Below are 16,990 nucleotides of genomic sequence, written 5' to 3'. Positions count from 1 at the left end.
CGGTGCCCAAAAATTGGGCACCGGCTTGCCTTTTGAAGGCACATCGGTCACACTAGCGCGCTTGAAAGTTTCCGGGTTTACCCGGGTATTGAAGAGTTATGGCTCCCTCGGGAGCCCGAGTGGCGATTCCTTGAAGATCTCCCCAGAAGGTCCCATCCTTTCCCGTCGTGCCGTCGTCAAGTGTGCGCTAACCAGCGTACTGCTGGCCCTGGCGCTGGCTGGAACTCCCGCGGCGCAGGCCCGGGGGCCGCAGGACGGGCCGGCCACCGTGAAGGTGGCGGAACTGCCGAAGCAGGGCCAGGAGACCTATGAACGCATCCGCCAGGGCGGTCCGTTCCCGTACGACAAGGACGGCACGGTGTTCGGCAACCGGGAGCGCCAGCTGCCGGCCGAGAGTCGCGGCTACTACCGCGAGTACACCGTGGCGACGCCGCGTTCGCGCGACCGGGGCGCCCGGCGCATCGTGTGCGGGGGTCCAGCCCGGGCTCCGCATGCCTGTTATTACACCGCTGACCACTACGCCAGCTTTCGCAAGATCGTGGAGTGACCCGAAATGAAGCGGGATGAGTTTTTGACTACCGAGAAAGAAACGGAGATGGAAAAACCACTTCGTCCTGAGATTTCCGACACGCCGTTGAAAGGCGTGCGCAGCAACATCGTGCAGTCGATCCGGGCTTTCCGGGTGTCCGACCTGCAGGAGACCGCCACGGCCCTGGGCCACCACTTCCTGTATGCCAACCTGGCCACGGCCCAGAGCAAGCAGGACGTGCTGGACATGATCGCCGCGCAGTTCACCTTCCCCCAGCATTTCGGAAAGAATTTCGACGCGCTGTACGACTGCATGACGGACCCGCTGCACAAATCGGGCCCGCAGCCGGGCTTCATCGTGGTGCTGGAACACATTCCGGCCAACGGGAAGTTCGACAAGGAAGCGCGCGAGCAGCTGCTGGACATCTTCCGCGACACCGCCGATTTCTGGGCGGACAGGAAGGTCCCCTTCCGCTGTTTCTATTCTTTTCGGTAGCCCGTTCCGCGCAAAACAGCCAAGCGGAACGGGCGAACGAGGCTCAGGGCGAACCGGTGCAGCAACCGGTTGCGACCCCGGAAGGCGAGAAGATGCCCACGGACAAGCTGCTCGACGTGTCGCCCCTGGCGCTGCGCATGAGCAGCCCGTTCAATGCGGGTTACTGGCTCGCGGCGGCTTAAGCACCGTCCATCCACGAAAAAGCCCCGCATCGCGGGGCTTTTTTCATTGCAGCGCCGCCGCGGTGGCGACGTACTCCGCCACCGGCACTTCCTCCGCCCGCCGCTGCACGTCGAATTCGCCACTGAATCCCTTCCCCTCCAGCCACTTCCCCAGCGTATTGCGCAGGATCTTGCGGCGCTGGCTGAAGGCGACCTGCACCAGCTCGGACAGCAGCTTCTCGTCCACCGCCGCCGGCTCGGCGTAGGGCACCATGCGCACCACCGCGCTGTCCACGCGGGGCGGCGGGTCGAAGGACTCGGGCGGGACGAACAGCACGTTCTCCATCGCATAGCGCCACTGCAGCATCACCGAAAGCCGTCCGTAGTCCGAGGTCGCGGGCGCGGCCACCATGCGGTCGATGACTTCCTTCTGCAGCATGAAGTGCTGGTCCTCCACCACCGCCACGTGCTGCAGCAGGTGGAACAGGATGGGGCTGGAGATGTTGTACGGCAGGTTGCCGACCACGCGCAGCTTTTCCACGCCGCGCTCCCGCGCCAGCGCGGTGAAGTCGACGTTCAGCACGTCGGCCTCGACCACGTCGAGCTGCGGATGCTTGCGCAGGCGCGCGGCCAGGTCGCGATCGAGCTCGATCACGGCGAGGCGGCCGACCCGCTCCACCAGCGGCTGCGTGAGCGCGGCGAGGCCCGGGCCGATCTCCACCATCGCCTGGCCCGCGCGCGGGTCGATCTCGCGCACGATGGCGTCGATGATCCCGTGGTCGGCCAGGAAATGCTGGCCGAAGCGCTTGCGCGCCTGGTGCTTCATCGCTGCCGCCGGTTAATTGGGTTCTGACCCCAATTACTGGGGCGGCTCGCGGTAGTCGACATACGCCCGGCCGCGCACTTCCTGCGACCAGCTGAGGTAGGCGTCGTCGAGCTTCTTCTCGCGCAGCAGGTTGCGGGCGACTTCGCGCTGCTCGCGCTGGCCCAGGGTGCTCTGGCGGCGCTCCAGCAGCTGGATCAGGTGGACGCCGAAGCGGCTGATCACCGGCTCCGAGATCTGGCCGGGCGCCAGGGCGTTCAGCACGTCCTCGAATTCGGGCACGAACATGCCGGGGCTGGCCCAGCCGAGGTCGCCGCCGTTCTTGCCGCTTGCGTCCTGCGAATTCTCGCGGGCCAGCTGGGCGAAGTCGGCCTGGCCGGCCTGCACGCGGCGCTTGAAGTCCTGCAGCTTCTGCACGGCCTGCGCTTCCGTCATCTGCGGCGTGGCGCGCAGCAGGATGTGGCGGGCATGGCTCTGGGTGACGCTGATGCCGGCGCGGCTGGACTGGCGCTTCTCCAGCACCTTGACGATGTGGAAGCCGGCCGAGGAACGCACCACGTCGCTGACCTGGCCTTCCTTGAGGTCGCGCGTCACCTCGACGAACAAGGGCGGCAGCCGGTCGGCGGTTCGCAGGCCGATCTGGCCGGCGTTGGAGGCCGCACCCGAGGCGTCGGAGAACTCGCGGGCGAGCTTGCCGAAGTCCTCGCCGGCCTTGGCCCGCTGCAGCAGCTGCTGCGCCTTGGCCTGCAGGATGGCGACCTGGCCGGCCGGGGCGTTCTCGGGCACCGCCACCAGGATGTGCGCGAGGTTGATCTCGGTGTTGGCGGCGCTGCCGACCGACTGTTCCTGCTCGCGCAGGAAGTTGTCGATGTCCAGCTCGGTCACCCGGGCCATCGGGGCCAGTTCGCGCTCGCGCAGGCGCTGCAGCAGGATCTGGTTGCGCAGATCCTCGCGGAACTGGGCGACGTTCAGGCCGTCGGCCACCAGCCGGCGGCGCAGTTCGGCCACTTCGACGTTGTTGCTGCGCGCGACGTTCTGCTCGGCCAGGTCGACCATCGAGTCGTCGGCGCGCACGCCGTTTTCCTTGGCCATCTGCAGCTGCGCCTTCTCCGTGATCAGGCGCTCCAGCACTTCGCGCGCGAGCTGCGGCCGCGGCGGCATGGGCGAGCCCTGCTGCGCCAGCTGCTGCTCGTAGCGCAGCATGCGCACGCGCACTTCGTTGTTGGTGATCGGCTCCGAGTTGACCACCGCCACGATGTAGTCGGCGGCCCGCGGGCCGGACTGGGGCGCCGCGCCGGGACGCAGCTGCTGGCTGGGCCGCAGGCCCTGGGCTTGGGCCGGCGCGACCAGGGTGGCGAGCAGCGCAGCGCAGGCCAGCGCGAGGGCCAGGGGTCGGAAGTTCGTCATCGAAGGCATGGAGTCAGTCGTAATTGGTGAACCGGCTGGGCGGCAGGACCTGTTCACGCAGGAACTGGTAGCGGGGGACATTTTCCTTGAGCGTCTGCAGCGCGTTGGAGCCCAGCCGGCTCAAGCCGACGAATTCCAGCTGGAACAGCACGCGCTTGTTGGCGTGGTCGGTGCCTGCCTGCAGGCGCTCGAACACCACCCGGCCCAGCCAGCAGCCGCCATCGTATTCCAAGCCCACCACCGCATCCACCAGGCGCTGGTCCTTGATGCTGTAGTTCAGGCGGCCCACGCTGTACCAGCGGCCGTCGCCCTGGCCCAGGCCCGGGCCGAGGTCGCGCCCCTTGTCGCCCCACAGGTCGTTCAGCGGCCACTGCCAGCCGATGTCGACCGACTCGCTGTAGCCGCGCTGCAGGCGGTAGGCGGCGCTCACCACGTGGTAGTTGCTGGGCGCGTAGCGGAAGCCGACGGTCGACCGGATCGAGCGGTTGTCCTTCGGGTTGTATTGCACCGTGGTGTCGAAATTCCACTGCGGCACCAGGCTGACCGAGGCGCCGAACAGGATGTCCGACCAGCGCTCGCTGACCGGCGCGGCGCCGGGCATCGTGACCTTCTGGTCCTCGAAGCGGATGCGCTGCGCCACGCCGAACTTGGCGGCCTCGGCGCCGGTGGCGGGGTCCAGCAGCCGCGTGGTGAGGCCCAGCGTCAGCAGGTTGTTGTCGGAGATGCGGTCGTTGCCGGCAAAGGCGTTCTCGGTCCAGATCGACGCGAAGTTGAAATCCTGCGGCGCCGAGTCGTAGACCGGCAGCGTGCTCTGGTCGCGGAACGGCGTGTAGACGTAGAAGGCGCGCGGCTCCAGCGTCTGCAGGAAGGCGCGGCCGAAATAGCTGGTGTCGCGCTCGAAGATCAGGCCGCCGTCCAGGCTGCCGGTGGGCACGACGCGGTCGGCCGTGCGGCGATTCGTCGTGGCGAACGGGTCCAGCTCGTAATGGGTGGCGTGGACCTGCGCCTTGGGCGTGAAGAACCAGCCGGGCGCGCCCCACTGGCGGCTCAACTGGGCCAGCGCGTAGGTGCGCTTGCCGTTCGGCTGGCCCGTGACCACGGGGTCGGAAACGAAGCGGGTGAAGTCCGTCTCCACCACCGCCTCCAGCTCGCCGGGCTGGCCCTTGACGTAGCGGGCCTGCAGCTGCGGCGCGCGGTCGTAGGGCGGCGTGATGGGCGAGGTGACGTCCTGCAGCGTCTGCCACTTCTGCTCGCGCGCCATGAAAGTGAAGTCGCGCCAGCCCCAGTTCAGCACGCCTTCGCCATTGAGCAGGCGCTGCGTGAGCGAGGTGCCGCTGCGCGAGAAGTCGCTCCAGTAGTTGTCGTCGCTGACGCGGTTGATGTCGAGGTTGAACGAGCCCGCGCCGAAGCGGCCGCCGGAGCTCAGGGCCTGCGCATGCTGGTAGCTCAGGCCCCAGCGGTCGCGGTCGCGCAGGCGGTCGTTGGGCAGGTAGTCGCCGCGGACGGTGCCGTTGTAGGAGGACTCGAGGTAGCGGAATTCGCCGCCGAGGTCGATGCCCCGCTTGGTCATCAGCGTCGGATAGAACGTCGCGTCGCGGTTGGGCGCGATGTTCCAGTAGTAGGGCAGCATCAGCTCGAGGCCGCTCTTGTTGTCCAGGCCGATGGTGGGCGGCAGCACGCCCGACTTGCGCTTGTCCGACAGCGGGAAGCTCATGGCCGGCACCGGCAGGATGGGCACCGAGTAGAAGCTCAGGACCGCGCCTTCGGCGTAGCCGGTTTCTTCCTCCTCGTCGATGCTGAGCGAAGCCGCCTTCAGGATCCACTCGGGCATCCAGCTCGGTCCGGGCTTGCGCCTGCAGGTCGTGTACGTGCCGTTCTTGACGATCGAGTGCTTGTCGTCGATGAAGTCCACGCGCTCGGCCTCGCCGTAGGCGTCGTTGCGCAGGAAGCGGTAGCGCGGCTCGTTGAAGAAGCCGTGGAAGGCGTCGACCTCGAGCTCGAGCAAGGGCCCTTCGTAGACGTTGCCGGCCTTGTTGATGCGCACGTTGCCGGTGGCGGTCGCCAGGTCGCGCGGCTGGTTGTATTCCAGCTTGTCGGCGCGGATGATGGTGTCGCCCTTGCGCAGCGCCGCCTTGCCTTCGATCGTGGTGTTGACGTCGGTCTGGCCGCTGATGCGGTCGCCTTCCACGAAGGTGGGCAGCTGGTCCCGCACGGCCTGCGGAATGTCTTCGCGCAGCTTCGGGCTGGCCCGCAGCTGCGGCGAGGGCTCGCCGGTCTGCGCCTGGCCGGCCACCGGCTGCAGCAGCGAGGCGACGACCAGGGCCACCGGGCTCAGGGCAAATCGGGCGCGCGACGCCTGGGTTGTCTTGTTGTGCATCGAGGGTGGGATTCCCCGGGCGGCCGGCAGGCCGGCTCGCCAGGGTGGATTTGTAGAATCGATTATCCATGAGCGATTCCGTGTCTTTCCCCGCCCAGCCCCCCGCCGTCAGCTGGGCCGATCCCGGCCGCGAGGCCGCATTCCACGCCTGGCTGGCCGCGATCGCCCCGCGCCACGGCCTTCAGCCGGCCAGCCTGCGCCCCGCGTCGGCCGACGCCAGCTTCCGGCGCTACCTCAGGGTGGACGCCGCGGATGGCTCGAAGATCGTCATGGACGCCCCGCCGGACAAGGAGAACTGCCGGCCCTTCGTGCAGGTGGCCGCCCTCATGCAGGAGGCCGGCCTGCTGGTGCCTCGGGTGCTGGAATGGGATGAAGCCCAGGGCTTCATGCTGCTGGACGACCTGGGCACCCAGACCATGATCGAAGTGGTGGACGCGCAACAGCCGCGCGCCAACCTGCCGCTTTACACACGGGCGATCGACGCCCTGGTCGACTGGCAGAAGGCTTCCCGGCCGGGCGTGCTGCCCGCTTATGACGAGGCCCTGCTGCAGCGCGAACTCGCGCTCTTCCCCGACTGGTACCTGAAACAGCACAGGGGCGCGACGCTCACCCCCGCGCAGCAGGCCACCCTGGACAGCCAGTTCCGCCTGATCGTCGAGCGCAACCTCGCCGCGCCCGCCGTCTACGTGCACCGCGACTTCATGCCGCGCAACCTGATGATCCCGCGCGACCCCGCCGAGCCGCGGCTGGGCGTGCTGGACTTCCAGGACGCGGTCTACGGCCCCATCACCTACGACATCGCCTGCCTGATGCGCGATGCCTTCCTGAGCTGGGACGAGGAGTTCGTGCTGGACGTGACCGTGCGCTACTGGCAGCAGGCGCAAAAGGCCGGCCTGCCGGTCGACACCGACTTCGGCGAGTTCTACCGCGCGGTGGAGTGGATGGGGCTGCAGCGCCACCTGAAGGTGGCCGGCATCTTCGCGCGCCTCACCTTGCGCGACGGCAAGCCGAAGTACCTGGCGGATGCGCCGCGTTTCATCGCTTACATCCGCGCGACGACCCAGCGTTACCGCGAGCTCGCGCCGCTGGCGCGCCTGATCGACGAGATCGAAGGCTCGCAGGCCGTCAGCGGCTACGCCTTCGGCCGGCTCTGACGCGGCGCCAACGGTGCCGCGCTTCCACTGCCCCGATCCGCTGGCCACCGGGCTGGAGCTCGCGCTGCCGCCCGGCCCCGCGCGCCACGTGCAGGTGCTGCGGCTGCAGCCGGGCGACGCACTGACCCTGTTCGACGGCCGCGGCGGCGAATACGCGGCGCGCGTGACGCACATGGGCCGCAGCGAGGTGCGCGTCGCGGTGGAAGCGCACGACCCGGTCGAACGCGAAGCGAGCCTGCAGGTCCACCTGGCGGTCGGCATGCCGGCCAACGAACGCATGGACTGGCTGGTGGAGAAGGCGGCCGAACTCGGCGTCGCTTCGATCCAGCCGCTGCTGGCCGAGCGCAGCGTGCTGCGGCTGGCGGGCGAGCGGGCGCAGAAGAAGCAGGTGCATTGGCAGGGCGTGGCGATCGCCGCCTGCGAGCAATGCGGGCGCAACCGGGTGCCGGAAGTGCGGGCGGTGCAGCCTTTGCAGGCATGGCTGGCGGCGCAGCAGCGCGCCGGCCTGATCCTCTCCTTGCGTGCCGGCACGCAGCCGCTGGCCGCGCGCGCCCAGGGCGAACTCACTTTGCTGAGCGGGCCGGAGGGCGGGCTCACCGCCGCCGAGGAAGATGCCGCCGTGGCGCGGGGCTGGCAGCCGGTGCACCTCGGCAAGCGGGTGCTGCGGGCGGAGACGGCGCCGCTGGCGGCGCTGGCCGTGTTGACGCTGGGGTCGCCGTGAACCGCAACCTGTGGCTGCTCGCGGTCCTGCAGGGCCTCTTCCTCACCAACAACGTCACCTTCATCGCGATCAACGGACTCGTGGGCCTCTCGCTGGCGCCTTATGGCTGGATGGCGACGGTGCCGGTGATGGGCTACGTGGTCGGCGGCGCGCTCTTCACGGGGCCGGTGGCGATGGCGCAGGCGCGCCTGGGCCGGCGCCGCTCCTTCCAGCTCGGCCTGCTGGTGGCGATCGCTTCGGTGCTGCTGTGCGCCTATGCGGCCGCGCAGCGGCACTTCTGGGGCATCTGCGCCGGCACCGTGCTGGCCGGCTTCTACGCGGCGAACGCCAACCTCTATCGCTTCACGTCGGCGGAACTGGCGCCCGCCGGCATGAAGGAAAAGGCCGTGTCGCTGGTGATGGCCGGCGGCCTGATCGGCGCGGTGATCGGACCCAACCTGGCCGCGCGCACGCGCGACATGGCGCAGGCGCCCTTCGTCGGCGCCTATCTCGCGCTGGCCGTCGTGGCCGCGATCGCGCTGCTGCTGCTGTGGGCCATCGACTTCCCGCCGGCGCCGCCGCGCAGCGCCGTGCGCAGTGGCCGCTCGGTGCGCGAGCTGCTGCGCCAGCCCGTGTTCCTGGTGGCCGCGCTGGCCGGCGGCCTCGGCTTCGGCGTGATGAACCTGCTGATGGCGGCAACGCCGCTGGCCATGCAGCAATGCGGCCTGCCGTTCTCCGACGCGGCCCTGGTGCTCGAGTGGCACGTGATCGGCATGTTCGCGCCCGGCTTCTTCACCGGCCACCTGATCAAGCGCTTCGGCACGCTGCCGGTGATGGGCGTGGGCGTCGCGCTGCTGGCAACCTGCATCGCGATCGCGCTCAGCGGCGTGGAGCTGCCGCAGTTCCTGGCGGCGCTGCTGGTGCTGGGCGTGGGCTGGAACTTCGTCTTCACCGGCGCCACCACCTTGTCGCTCACGGCCTATGCGCCGGAGGAGAAGGACCGCGCGCAGGCGGTGCTGAACCTGTTCGTGTTCGCCACGCTGGCCCTGACCTCGCTGGCTTCCGGCGTGCTGGTCACCACGCGCGGCTGGACCTGGCTGAACCTCGGCTCGCTGCTGCCGGTGGCGCTGGTGGCGATGGGACTGGCCTGGCTCGCGCTCAGAAGCGCACGTCCAGCCACTGCTTGAGGCGGCCGTAGACCGTCTCGCGGTCGACCTCGTTGAAGATCTCGTGGTACAGGTTGTCGAAGCACTGCGCGCTCACGGCCTGGGCCGGCGCCGCGGCGGCGAAGCGGCGGCTGCCCTGCGGATCCGCCAGCTTGTCCTGCCCGGCGTACATCAGCAGCGTGGGCACCTGCCATTGCGGCGCGCGTGAGATCACCGCGGCGCCCTCGTCGGCGAGGAAGCGCGCCATGCGGCCGGAGATGCGGTCGTGCACGCGCGGATCGATGCGGTATTCCGCCACCACCGCGTGGTCGTGCGTCAGGTGGGCGGGCTCGATGCCGTTGCCCACGGTGAGGTTGGGTGCGAGCTTGGGCACCACCTTCATCATCAGCTTCTGCACCGGGTTCAGGTGCATGGCCAGCAGCGGCGAGGACAGCACCAGCGCATCCACGGGCTGGCGGCCGCGCGACACGAAGCTGGCAGCGACCAGGCCGCCCATGCTGTGGCCGAACAGGATCAGCGGCACGCCGGGGCCGGCGCGGCGGTAGGAGCTCTCGACCAGGTCGGTCAGGTCGTCGAGCAGGCGGTTGGTGGTGGGCAGGCCGCCGCGCACGCCGTCGGACTCGCCGTGCCCGTACTGGTCGTAGCTGCGCACGGCAAAGCCCCACTGGTTGAGGCGCTTGGCGAGAGGGTCGTAGCGGCCGGCATGTTCGCCCAGGCCATGGACGATGAGCACCATGCCGCGCGGCTGGCCGTCCAGCGGCCACGGCCAATCCTGGACCGCGATGTTCTCGCCGTCACTGGCCGTGAAGGTCGAGAGGGTCGAATCGGACGACTGCTGGCTCATCGGCAGCGATCATCGCTGCCGATGAGCCGCTGTCAATGCACCCTTGGGAGGATTTGGCGGTTTTTTCGCCGTGATTGACGCCGAGGCGTCAATCAGTGCCCGCTCAGGGCATCTCCGCCATCACCTCGGCGACGGCCGCGGTCAGGCGCTTCGCATACGGAACGTGCAGGAACTCGTTCGGGCCGTGCGCGTTGCTGCGCGGGCCCAGCACGCCGCAGACCATCATCTGCGCCTTGGGGAAGCCCTGGCTCAGCATGTTCATCAGCGGGATCGTCCCGCCTTGCCCGATGTAGCCGACCGGCGCACCAAAGTGGGCCAGCGACGCCGCGTTCAGCGCGCGCTCGAACCAGGGCGCGGTGGTCGGGGCGTTCCAGCCGGACGCGCCGCCGTTCGGCTCGAAGGTGACGACGGCCTGGTAAGGCGCGTTGTCTTCCAGCAGCGCCTTCAGGTCCTGCACCGCCTGCGCCGCGTCCACCAGGGGAGGCAGACGCAGCGACAGCTTGAAGGCTGTATAGGGCCGCAGCACGTTGCCCGCGTCCTGCAGCGCCGGGAAGCCCTCGGCGCCGGTGACCGACAGCGTCGGCGTCCAGGTGCGGTTGATCAGCGCCTGCACCGGGTCGGTGGTGGTGGGCAGCGCAAAGGCGGTGGAGCCGCCGCAATCGGCATGCGCCCAGGGGAAGCGCTTGTAGACCTCTTCGCCCAGGATGGCGGCGGTGGCCTGCGCCTGCGCCAGGCGCTCGGCCGGCACTTCGCAGTGGAAGTTGGCGGGCAGCAGGCGGCCGGTCTTGCTGTCTTCGAGCCGATCGAGCACCTGCCGCATGATGCGGAAGCTGGAAGGCACGAGGCCGGAGGCGTCGCCCGAGTGCACGCCCTCGGTCAGGATCTGGACCTTCAGCGTGCCCGAGGCCATGCCGCGCAGCGAGGTGGTGAGCCACAGCTGGTCGTAGTTGCCGGCGCCCGAGTCGAGGCAGATCACCAGGCCGACGTCGCCCAGGCGCGTGCGCAGCGCATCGACGTAAGGCAGCAGGTCGTAGGAGCCCGATTCCTCGCAGGTCTCGATCAGGCCGACGATGCGCGGATGCGGCGTCTTCTGCGCCTTCAGCGCCTGCACGGCGGCGACGCTCGCGTACACCGCGTAGCCGTCGTCGGCGCCGCCGCGGCCATAGAGCTTGCCGTCCTCGTACTTGGGCGTCCACGGGCCGAGGTCGGCGCGCCAGCCGGTGAACTCCGGCTGCTTGTCCAGGTGGCCGTACATCAGGATCGTCTGCTGCGCGCCCGGCTTGGTGGCCGCGACCTCGAAGAAGATCACCGGCGTGCGTCCCGGCAGGCGCACCACTTCCAGCTTGAGGCCCTCGACCTTCTGCGCTTCGACCCAGGCCGCCGCGTTGCGCAGCACCGTGTCGATGTAGCCGTGCTGGGCCCAGTCCTCGTCGAAGCCCGGCGACTTGGCGGGAATCGCGATGTAGTCGGTGATCTGGCGGACGATGTCGCCGTCCCACTGGCGGCTGACCTGGTCGAGGACGGCGGCGCTGTCGAGGAGGGCGGTGGGGATTTCGCGGGGAGCGTTCATGGTGGGCCTTGTGGGCTTGGAAACGGCGGAACCCTGAACTTTACGCGCCCGCGGGAAGCTGGGCTAGGATGGCCTCCCTTTGCCCGGTCGCGACTCGTGGTCAAGTTTCTGGTTCTCGCACTTTTTTACGGCGATCACCCCGAGCTGGCGCAGCGCTGCGGCGCGACGCTGCGCGCGCTGTGGAACACGGGCCGTGTGGACCTGCGCATCGGCTTGAACGAAGTTTCGCCGCGCACGCGGGCCGTGCTCGATCGCCTGCTGCCTGGCGTCGATGCGATTGCCGCCGACCCGCAGATCTACAAGTACCCGATGATGCGCAAGCTCATCGCCACCTACGCCGGCGACGCCACGCACATGATGTGGTTCGACGACGATTCGTGCCTGCTGCCCGGCGTGGACGCCCGCGCGTGGCTTGCCGCGGTCACGCAGCGCACGGCGCAGGTGAAGGGCAGCCTGGGCTCGATCTACAGGCAGCGCGTGACGCCGGCGCAGCGCCAATGGCTGCTGCGCCAGCCGTGGGCCGGCGCCCGCCCGCTGCCGGAGGAAATCGAATTCAACACCGGCGGCTGGAAGGTGGTGCCGCTGGCGTTGATGCGGCGCTTCGACTATCCGCCGCCCGGCATGCTGCATGGCGGCGGCGACCTGACGCTGGGCGCGCTGCTGCAGCAGCAGGGCCTGGCGCCGGAACAGTTCCGCGCCGGGCTGGCGATCAATGCCGACGCGCAGCTGCGCGAGTCGGCCGCGCAACGGCGCGGCGTGACGGAAGCGCCGCATGGCGAGGCCTGGCAACTCTGGGGAGGATCATGAGCGAACGCATCTACGTCGGCGTCGGCGGCTGGACCTACGAGCCCTGGCGCGACAACTTCTATCCCAAGGGACTGCCGCAGGCGCAGGAGCTGCACTACGCGAGCCGGCACCTGACGGCGATCGAAGTGAACGGCACGTTCTACAGCACCTTCAAGCCGCCGACCTTCGCCAAGTGGCGCGACGAGACGCCGGATGGCTTCATGTTCTCGCTGAAGGCGCACCGCTTCGCGACCCACAGGCGCGAGCTCGCGACCGCGGGCGAGAGCATCGAGCGCTTCACGCAAAGCGGCCTGGTCGAACTGGGCGACAAGCTGGGCCCCATCGTCTGGCAGTTCATGCCGACCAAGCAGTTCGATGCCGGCGACGTCGAGGCCTTCCTGAAGCTGCTGCCACGCGAGCTGAAGGGTCGGCCGCTGCGGCACGTGCTCGATGCGCGGCACCCGAGCTTCGCCACCGAGGAATACCTCGACCTGCTCGCGAAGTACGACTGCACCACTGTGTATGCCGATTCGGAGAAGTACCCGGCGATCCCGCATGCGCGCAGTCCGCTCGCCTACCTGCGCCTGATGCGCACCGTGAGCGAGGAGGCGACCGGCTACCAGTCCGAAGCGCTGGAGCGCTGGGCGCAGGGCGCGCGGGAATGGGTGGCGCAGGATGCGAAGAACGAGGCCTTCGTGTTCTTCATCAGCGGTGCGAAGGAGCGCGCTCCGGCGGCGGCGCAGGCTTTCCTGAAGATGGTTTGAGCGTCACGCCCAGAGCAGCGCACCTTGCCCCAGCTCGTTCAAACGCGCGCGCAGCGCCGGCACGGCATCGTCCGCCACCGTGAACACCACGTCGACCACCGCGCCATGCCGCGCCTCCTCCAAGCCCGCCCCGGCCGCGGCTAGCTCCCGCCGCAGCGCGCCCTCCAACGCATAGGGCACGCTGCACGCCAGCCGCACCATCCGGCGCAGCGGCACCTTCTGCGCGCCCAGCAGCGCCTGCGCGACCGCATCGGTGTAGGCCCGCACCAGCCCACCCGCGCCCAGCTTCACGCCGCCAAAGTAGCGCACCACCGTCGCCAGCACGCCCTCCAGGTCCTGGTGCCGCAGCACCTCCAGCATCGGCCGCCCGGCCGTCCCGCCGGGCTCGCCGTCGTCGTTGGCGGCCGACTGTCCGCCGGCCAGCAAGGCCCAGCACACGTGCGCGGCGCCCGGATGCTGCGCCCGCAGGCCGGCCACCACGTCCAGCGCTTCGGCGCGGCCGGCCACGGCCTGCACGCAGCCGAGGAAGCGGCTTTTCTTCACCAGCAGTTCGCTGTGGACGGGATGCGCAACGGTCGAGGCCATCGGACAAGCATGCCATGCACGGCGGTTCGGGAAGGCGTCCGACAGGGCGCCGGGCTCAGCAGTGCTCCACTGCCGTCCATGTTCACCATGCAACTTCCCTGGTGGGAATTCATCCTGCGCGCCAGCGTGGTCTACCTGCTGCTGCTGGCGATGGTCCGACTGAGCGGAAAGCGCACGGTGGGCCAGTTCACGCCTTTCGACCTGGTCGTGGTGATGCTGCTGTCGGAAGCGGTGAGCGGCTCCATCAACGGCCAGGACGAATCGCTGCCCGGCGGCCTGATCGCGGCGGCGACGCTGCTCACGCTCGACGTGCTGATCGCCCTGGTCAGCTCGCGCAGCCGCAAGGTCGACGCGATCGTGCAGGGCTGCCCGGTGCTGATCGGCCGCGACGGCCAGATCTACCAGGAAGTGCTGCGGCGCGAGCGCGTCCCCGAAAGCGACCTGCACAAGGCGCTGCGCGAAGCCGACTGCGAGATCGAGGACATGCGCATGGCCATCCTCGAGGCGGACGGCAACATCAACATCATCAAGCAGCCGACAGCCGCTTGAACCAGCCTAGGCCCTGCGAGGTGCCGCCCGGCTGCGCGCCGCGCGCGGGCCGGTACTCGCAGCCGACCCAGCCCTGCCAGCCACAGGCCGCGGAGACTTCGTCGATCACGCCGAACAGGTAGTCGTAGTTCAGCTCGCCCAGGTCGGGCTCGTGCCGCAGCGGCACGCCGGCAATCTGGAAGTGGCCGACGCGCCCCGTCGGCAGGTACTGGCGGATCTTCATCGCAACGTCGCCCTCGACGATCTGGCAGTGGTACAGATCCATCTGCACCTGCACGTTCACGGCGCCGATCTCGCCCACCAGTTCGTGCGCATGGTCCTGCCGGTTCAGGAAGAAGCGCGGGATGTCGCGCGTGTTGATCGGCTCCAGCAGCAGGTTCACGCCCTGCTTCGCCGCCTCCACCGCCGCCCAGCGCAGGTTGGCGACGTAGTTCGGGCGCAGCTCGGCGCGCTCCTGGCCATCCGGCACCAGCCCCGCCATCACGTGCACGCGCGGGCAGGCCAGCGCCTCGGCGTAGCGCAAGGCATTCACGATGCCGGCGCGGAACTCGTCCTCGCGCCCCGGCAGGCAGGCCATGCCGCGCTCGCCGCCTTCCCAGTTGCCCGGCGGCGCGTTGAACAGCACCTGCTGCAGGCCGTTGGCCTTCAGCCGTGCCGCCAGCTCGCGCGGCTCGTGCTCGTAGGGGAACAGGTACTCCACGGCCTCGAAGCCGTCTTTCGCGGCGGCCTCGAAACGGTCCAGGAAAGGCAGCTCCGGATAGAGCATCGAGAGATTGGCGGCGAAGCGCGGCATGTCACTGTCCCTTCTTCAGGCGCACGGCCTGCGGGTTCTCGGCGATGTACTGGCGCACCACCGCGTCGAAGTCGGCATCGGCCTGCAGGCCGAGTGCGCGGGCGCGGTCCCAGGCGATGTCGCCGGGCCAGCTGCGCACCAGCCGTTCCACGGCCGGGTCCGGATTCCAGTCGAGCAGCCCGGTGGCGCCGGCGCCGCCGGCCCGTTCCAGCGCCGCGGCCATCGCGCCCACCGTGGTCTGCAGCGAAGGCAGGTTGATCGCGGTCAGCGGTCCCCAGTCGGCGTCGCTCGCTTCGGCGGCCCGCACGAAGCCGGCGATGGTGCTGCTCGGCGAGGCCAGCGCCACCACGGTCTCGGGCGGCACCGGCACGCGGGCGCGCTCGCCGGCGAGCGGCTCGCGGATCATGCCGCTGAAGAAGCCGGAGGCGGCGCCGTTGGGGCGGCCCGGCCGCACGCTCACGGTCATGGGCCGCACGCTGCGTCCGGTGACGAAGCCCTTGCGCGCGTAGTCGGCCACCAGCTGCTCGCCGATGAATTTCTGGATGCCGTAGCTGCCTTGCGGCGTGGGCAGGCTGTCGTCGCGCACGCGGCCCATGGGCGGCTGGCCGGGCTGCTGGCCGAACACCGCCAGCGAGCTCGCATAGACGAACACCGGCCGCGTGCCGAGCGCGCGGCAGGCGTCCAGCAGCGAGCGCGTGGTATCGAGGTTGCTGCGCATGCCGAGGTCGAAGTTGGCCTCGCACTCGGCGCTGACCGCGGCCGCCAGGTGGAACACGGCATCGGTGCCGGCGGCGGGAATCGCGCGCTTCTGCACGAGCTCCAGCAGGTCGCCTTGCACGGAATGCACGCGCGGGTCGGCCGCCAGGTCGGCGGGTGCCGGGCCGAGGTCGGCCAAGACGATCGATTCGATCTTGCGCGCGGGCGCGCCGCGCAGCGAGAGCTGGCCCTTGGCCAGCAGGGCGCGCGCCAGGCGGGCGCCCAGGAAGCCGGCGCCGCCGGTGATCAGGATGTTCATGGCTGCAGGATAGCGCGTCGGCGTCCACCCGATGACGGTTGCCCTGCGTGCAAGCGAGGCCTAGCATGGCGCGGCACTCCAGGGAGGCACCATGGCCCGCTCTTCCACCACCGGCCGCCGCAACAGCGCCTGGGAATTCGCGCGCGGCAACGCCCTCACGCTCACCCTCTTCGCGGCCCTGCTGTTCGGCTGCCTGGTGGTGGTGTTCCACGGCAGCACCTACCGCACCGTCGGGGCGTTGCTCTGGAGCCTGGGCTTCTCGGCCGCCGGCGTGCTGCTCGGATTCCTGTTCGCGGTGCCGCGGCCCTCGCGCGTGCCCGTGATGATGCCGGCGCCACCCGTGCCCGCCGCGGTCGCCAACGGCAACGAAGGGCCAATGGCCAACCAGCCCGCGACGGCGTCCGCGCGGGGGCCGACCGCGGCGGCTTCGTCCAGCGCAGCGGCGGCCGTGAACGCAGGCCTGGAGATCAACACCAACCTGATGGAGATCTCCGACTGGCTCACCAAGATCATCGTCGGCGTCGGCCTGGTCGAATTGAAGGAGCTGCCCACGCATGCCGAGAGCCTGGCCCGCTTCATGGCGCCCAGCCTGCACGACACGCTGGGCGTGCCGCTGGCCGGCGCGATCATGCTGTACTTCAGCGTGCTGGGTTTCCTGGGCGGCTATCTCCTCACGCGCATCTACATCAGCCAGTGGTTCCGCTGGGCCGACGAGCAGACGCGCGGCCAGGTGCAGCTGGAAAGCGGCCGCGTGATGGACGTCGACGAGCTCACGCGCCTGCAGCAGCCGGTCATCGAGGACCTGCAGCAGCAAGTGGCGGCGCTGTTCGAGCGGCACGCCATCGAAGGCCAGCCGGCGGCGGCTGCCGCGCCGTCGGAGGCACGCCCCGCGCTGCGCATCCTGTGGGCGGACGACCGGCCGCAGAACAACACGCTGCAGGTGAACATGCTGGAGAAGGACGGCCACCGCGTCGACACGGTGCTGGACACCGCGCAGGCGCTGGCCGCGCTGCAGGCCACGCACTACGACGTGCTGATCACCGACATGCACCGCATCGAAGGCGGCAAGGAGAATCCCGTCGCCGGGCTCGAGTTGCTGCGCACGGCCAAGGAGCGGCAGCCGCAGCTGGCGGCACTGGTGTTCTGCAGCCGCTTCGCCATGCAGCGCCACGGCGAGGACGCGCGCCGGCTCGGCGCCGACCTGGTCACCGACTCCGGCACCGCGCTGCTGGCCATGCTGCGGAGCAAGGCGCAGGGCGCGCGTTAACCCTT

17 protein-coding genes are annotated in these 16,990 nt (G+C 69.6%); 9 read left to right on the top strand and 8 right to left on the bottom strand.

Annotation, left to right across the window (positions count from 1 at the left end):
* The first annotated feature begins 214 nt into the window (after nucleotides 1-214).
* Complete coding sequence (locus LZ009_RS17885) at nucleotides 215-547, top strand: guanyl-specific ribonuclease (protein WP_430300396.1); 333 nt, start codon at nucleotides 215-217, stop codon at nucleotides 545-547.
* 48 nt (nucleotides 548-595) lie between these two features.
* Complete coding sequence (locus tag LZ009_RS17880; RefSeq protein ID WP_275699324.1) at nucleotides 596-1,024, top strand: barstar family protein; 429 nt, start codon at nucleotides 596-598, stop codon at nucleotides 1,022-1,024.
* Between the two features lie 225 nt (nucleotides 1,025-1,249).
* On the opposite strand, the gene rsmA is transcribed toward LZ009_RS17880, so the two are convergent.
* From rsmA to LZ009_RS17865, 3 genes are read right to left on the bottom strand one after another with little or no spacing between them, the layout of a single operon-like run.
* Nucleotides 1,250-2,011, bottom strand: coding sequence for a 16S rRNA (adenine(1518)-N(6)/adenine(1519)-N(6))-dimethyltransferase RsmA (gene rsmA / locus LZ009_RS17875; RefSeq protein WP_275699323.1), 762 nt, complete (start codon nucleotides 2,009-2,011; stop codon nucleotides 1,250-1,252).
* Nucleotides 2,012-2,044: 33 nt separating this feature from the next.
* On the bottom strand, nucleotides 2,045-3,415 hold the full coding sequence (locus LZ009_RS17870; RefSeq protein WP_275699322.1) for a peptidylprolyl isomerase: 1,371 nt from the start codon (nucleotides 3,413-3,415) through the stop codon (nucleotides 2,045-2,047).
* 13 nt (nucleotides 3,416-3,428) lie between these two features.
* A complete protein-coding gene (locus tag LZ009_RS17865; RefSeq protein WP_275699321.1) occupies nucleotides 3,429-5,792 on the bottom strand; it encodes an LPS-assembly protein LptD in 2,364 nt (787 codons plus the stop codon).
* Between the two features lie 68 nt (nucleotides 5,793-5,860).
* Between LZ009_RS17865 and LZ009_RS17860 the strand changes: the two genes are divergently transcribed.
* The 3 genes from LZ009_RS17860 to LZ009_RS17850 are packed head-to-tail and all read left to right on the top strand — an operon-like array spanning nucleotide 5,861 to nucleotide 8,833.
* Nucleotides 5,861-6,946 carry an aminoglycoside phosphotransferase family protein gene (locus LZ009_RS17860; RefSeq protein WP_275699320.1) on the top strand — a complete coding sequence of 362 codons (1,086 nt, stop codon included), beginning with the start codon at nucleotides 5,861-5,863 and terminating at the stop codon, nucleotides 6,944-6,946.
* 13 nt (nucleotides 6,947-6,959) lie between these two features.
* Nucleotides 6,960-7,667, top strand: a complete 708-nt coding sequence (locus tag LZ009_RS17855; protein ID WP_275699319.1) for a 16S rRNA (uracil(1498)-N(3))-methyltransferase — start codon at nucleotides 6,960-6,962, stop codon at nucleotides 7,665-7,667.
* On the top strand, nucleotides 7,664-8,833 hold the full coding sequence (locus tag LZ009_RS17850; protein ID WP_275699318.1) for an MFS transporter: 1,170 nt from the start codon (nucleotides 7,664-7,666) through the stop codon (nucleotides 8,831-8,833). Before LZ009_RS17855 ends, LZ009_RS17850 begins: the two co-directional genes overlap by 4 nt.
* On the opposite strand, the gene LZ009_RS17845 is transcribed toward LZ009_RS17850, so the two are convergent.
* Both LZ009_RS17845 and LZ009_RS17840 read right to left on the bottom strand, forming a co-directional pair.
* Nucleotides 8,805-9,656: an alpha/beta hydrolase gene (locus LZ009_RS17845; protein WP_275699317.1), complete on the bottom strand. Its 852-nt coding sequence runs from the start codon at nucleotides 9,654-9,656 to the stop codon at nucleotides 8,805-8,807. The genes LZ009_RS17850 and LZ009_RS17845 overlap by 29 nt on opposite strands.
* 103 nt (nucleotides 9,657-9,759) lie before the next feature.
* The gene (locus LZ009_RS17840) at nucleotides 9,760-11,226 is read right to left on the bottom strand and encodes a M20 family metallopeptidase (protein ID WP_275699316.1); all 1,467 of its coding nucleotides are present in this window, start codon (nucleotides 11,224-11,226) and stop codon (nucleotides 9,760-9,762) included.
* Between the two features lie 96 nt (nucleotides 11,227-11,322).
* Here LZ009_RS17840 and LZ009_RS17835 point away from each other — a divergent pair, with 96 nt between their 5' ends.
* Both LZ009_RS17835 and LZ009_RS17830 read left to right on the top strand, forming a co-directional pair.
* Nucleotides 11,323-12,033 (top strand): hypothetical protein, encoded by a 711-nt coding sequence (locus LZ009_RS17835; protein ID WP_275699315.1) that lies wholly within the window; start codon nucleotides 11,323-11,325, stop codon nucleotides 12,031-12,033.
* Nucleotides 12,030-12,776: a DUF72 domain-containing protein gene (locus LZ009_RS17830; protein ID WP_275699314.1), complete on the top strand. Its 747-nt coding sequence runs from the start codon at nucleotides 12,030-12,032 to the stop codon at nucleotides 12,774-12,776. Before LZ009_RS17835 ends, LZ009_RS17830 begins: the two co-directional genes overlap by 4 nt.
* A 3-nt stretch (nucleotides 12,777-12,779) precedes the next feature.
* On the opposite strand, the gene LZ009_RS17825 is transcribed toward LZ009_RS17830, so the two are convergent.
* Nucleotides 12,780-13,361: an IMPACT family protein gene (locus tag LZ009_RS17825; RefSeq protein ID WP_275699313.1), complete on the bottom strand. Its 582-nt coding sequence runs from the start codon at nucleotides 13,359-13,361 to the stop codon at nucleotides 12,780-12,782.
* A 78-nt stretch (nucleotides 13,362-13,439) separates the two neighbouring features.
* Here LZ009_RS17825 and LZ009_RS17820 point away from each other — a divergent pair, with 78 nt between their 5' ends.
* Entirely contained in the window at nucleotides 13,440-13,910 is a 471-nt protein-coding gene (locus LZ009_RS17820) for a DUF421 domain-containing protein (RefSeq protein ID WP_275699312.1), read from the top strand.
* Here the strand turns inward: LZ009_RS17820 and otnI are convergent.
* Nucleotides 13,888-14,703 (bottom strand): 2-oxo-tetronate isomerase, encoded by an 816-nt coding sequence (otnI, locus tag LZ009_RS17815; RefSeq protein WP_275699311.1) that lies wholly within the window; start codon nucleotides 14,701-14,703, stop codon nucleotides 13,888-13,890. The two genes, LZ009_RS17820 and otnI, sit on opposite strands and share 23 nt — an antisense overlap.
* A 1-nt stretch (nucleotide 14,704) precedes the next feature.
* Entirely contained in the window at nucleotides 14,705-15,718 is a 1,014-nt protein-coding gene (gene denD, locus LZ009_RS17810; protein ID WP_275699310.1) for a D-erythronate dehydrogenase, read from the bottom strand.
* A 91-nt stretch (nucleotides 15,719-15,809) separates the two neighbouring features.
* Between denD and LZ009_RS17805 the strand changes: the two genes are divergently transcribed.
* The gene (locus tag LZ009_RS17805; RefSeq protein ID WP_275699309.1) at nucleotides 15,810-16,985 is read left to right on the top strand and encodes a response regulator; all 1,176 of its coding nucleotides are present in this window, start codon (nucleotides 15,810-15,812) and stop codon (nucleotides 16,983-16,985) included.
* The last annotated feature ends 5 nt before the right edge of the window (nucleotides 16,986-16,990 follow it).

The sequence above is a fragment of the Ramlibacter paludis genome (assembly GCF_022012305.1).
Lineage (GTDB): Bacteria > Pseudomonadota > Gammaproteobacteria > Burkholderiales > Burkholderiaceae_C > Ramlibacter > Ramlibacter paludis.
The sequence above is the reverse complement of the archived record's forward strand: the minus strand, read 5'-3'. Positions and strand labels throughout refer to the sequence as shown.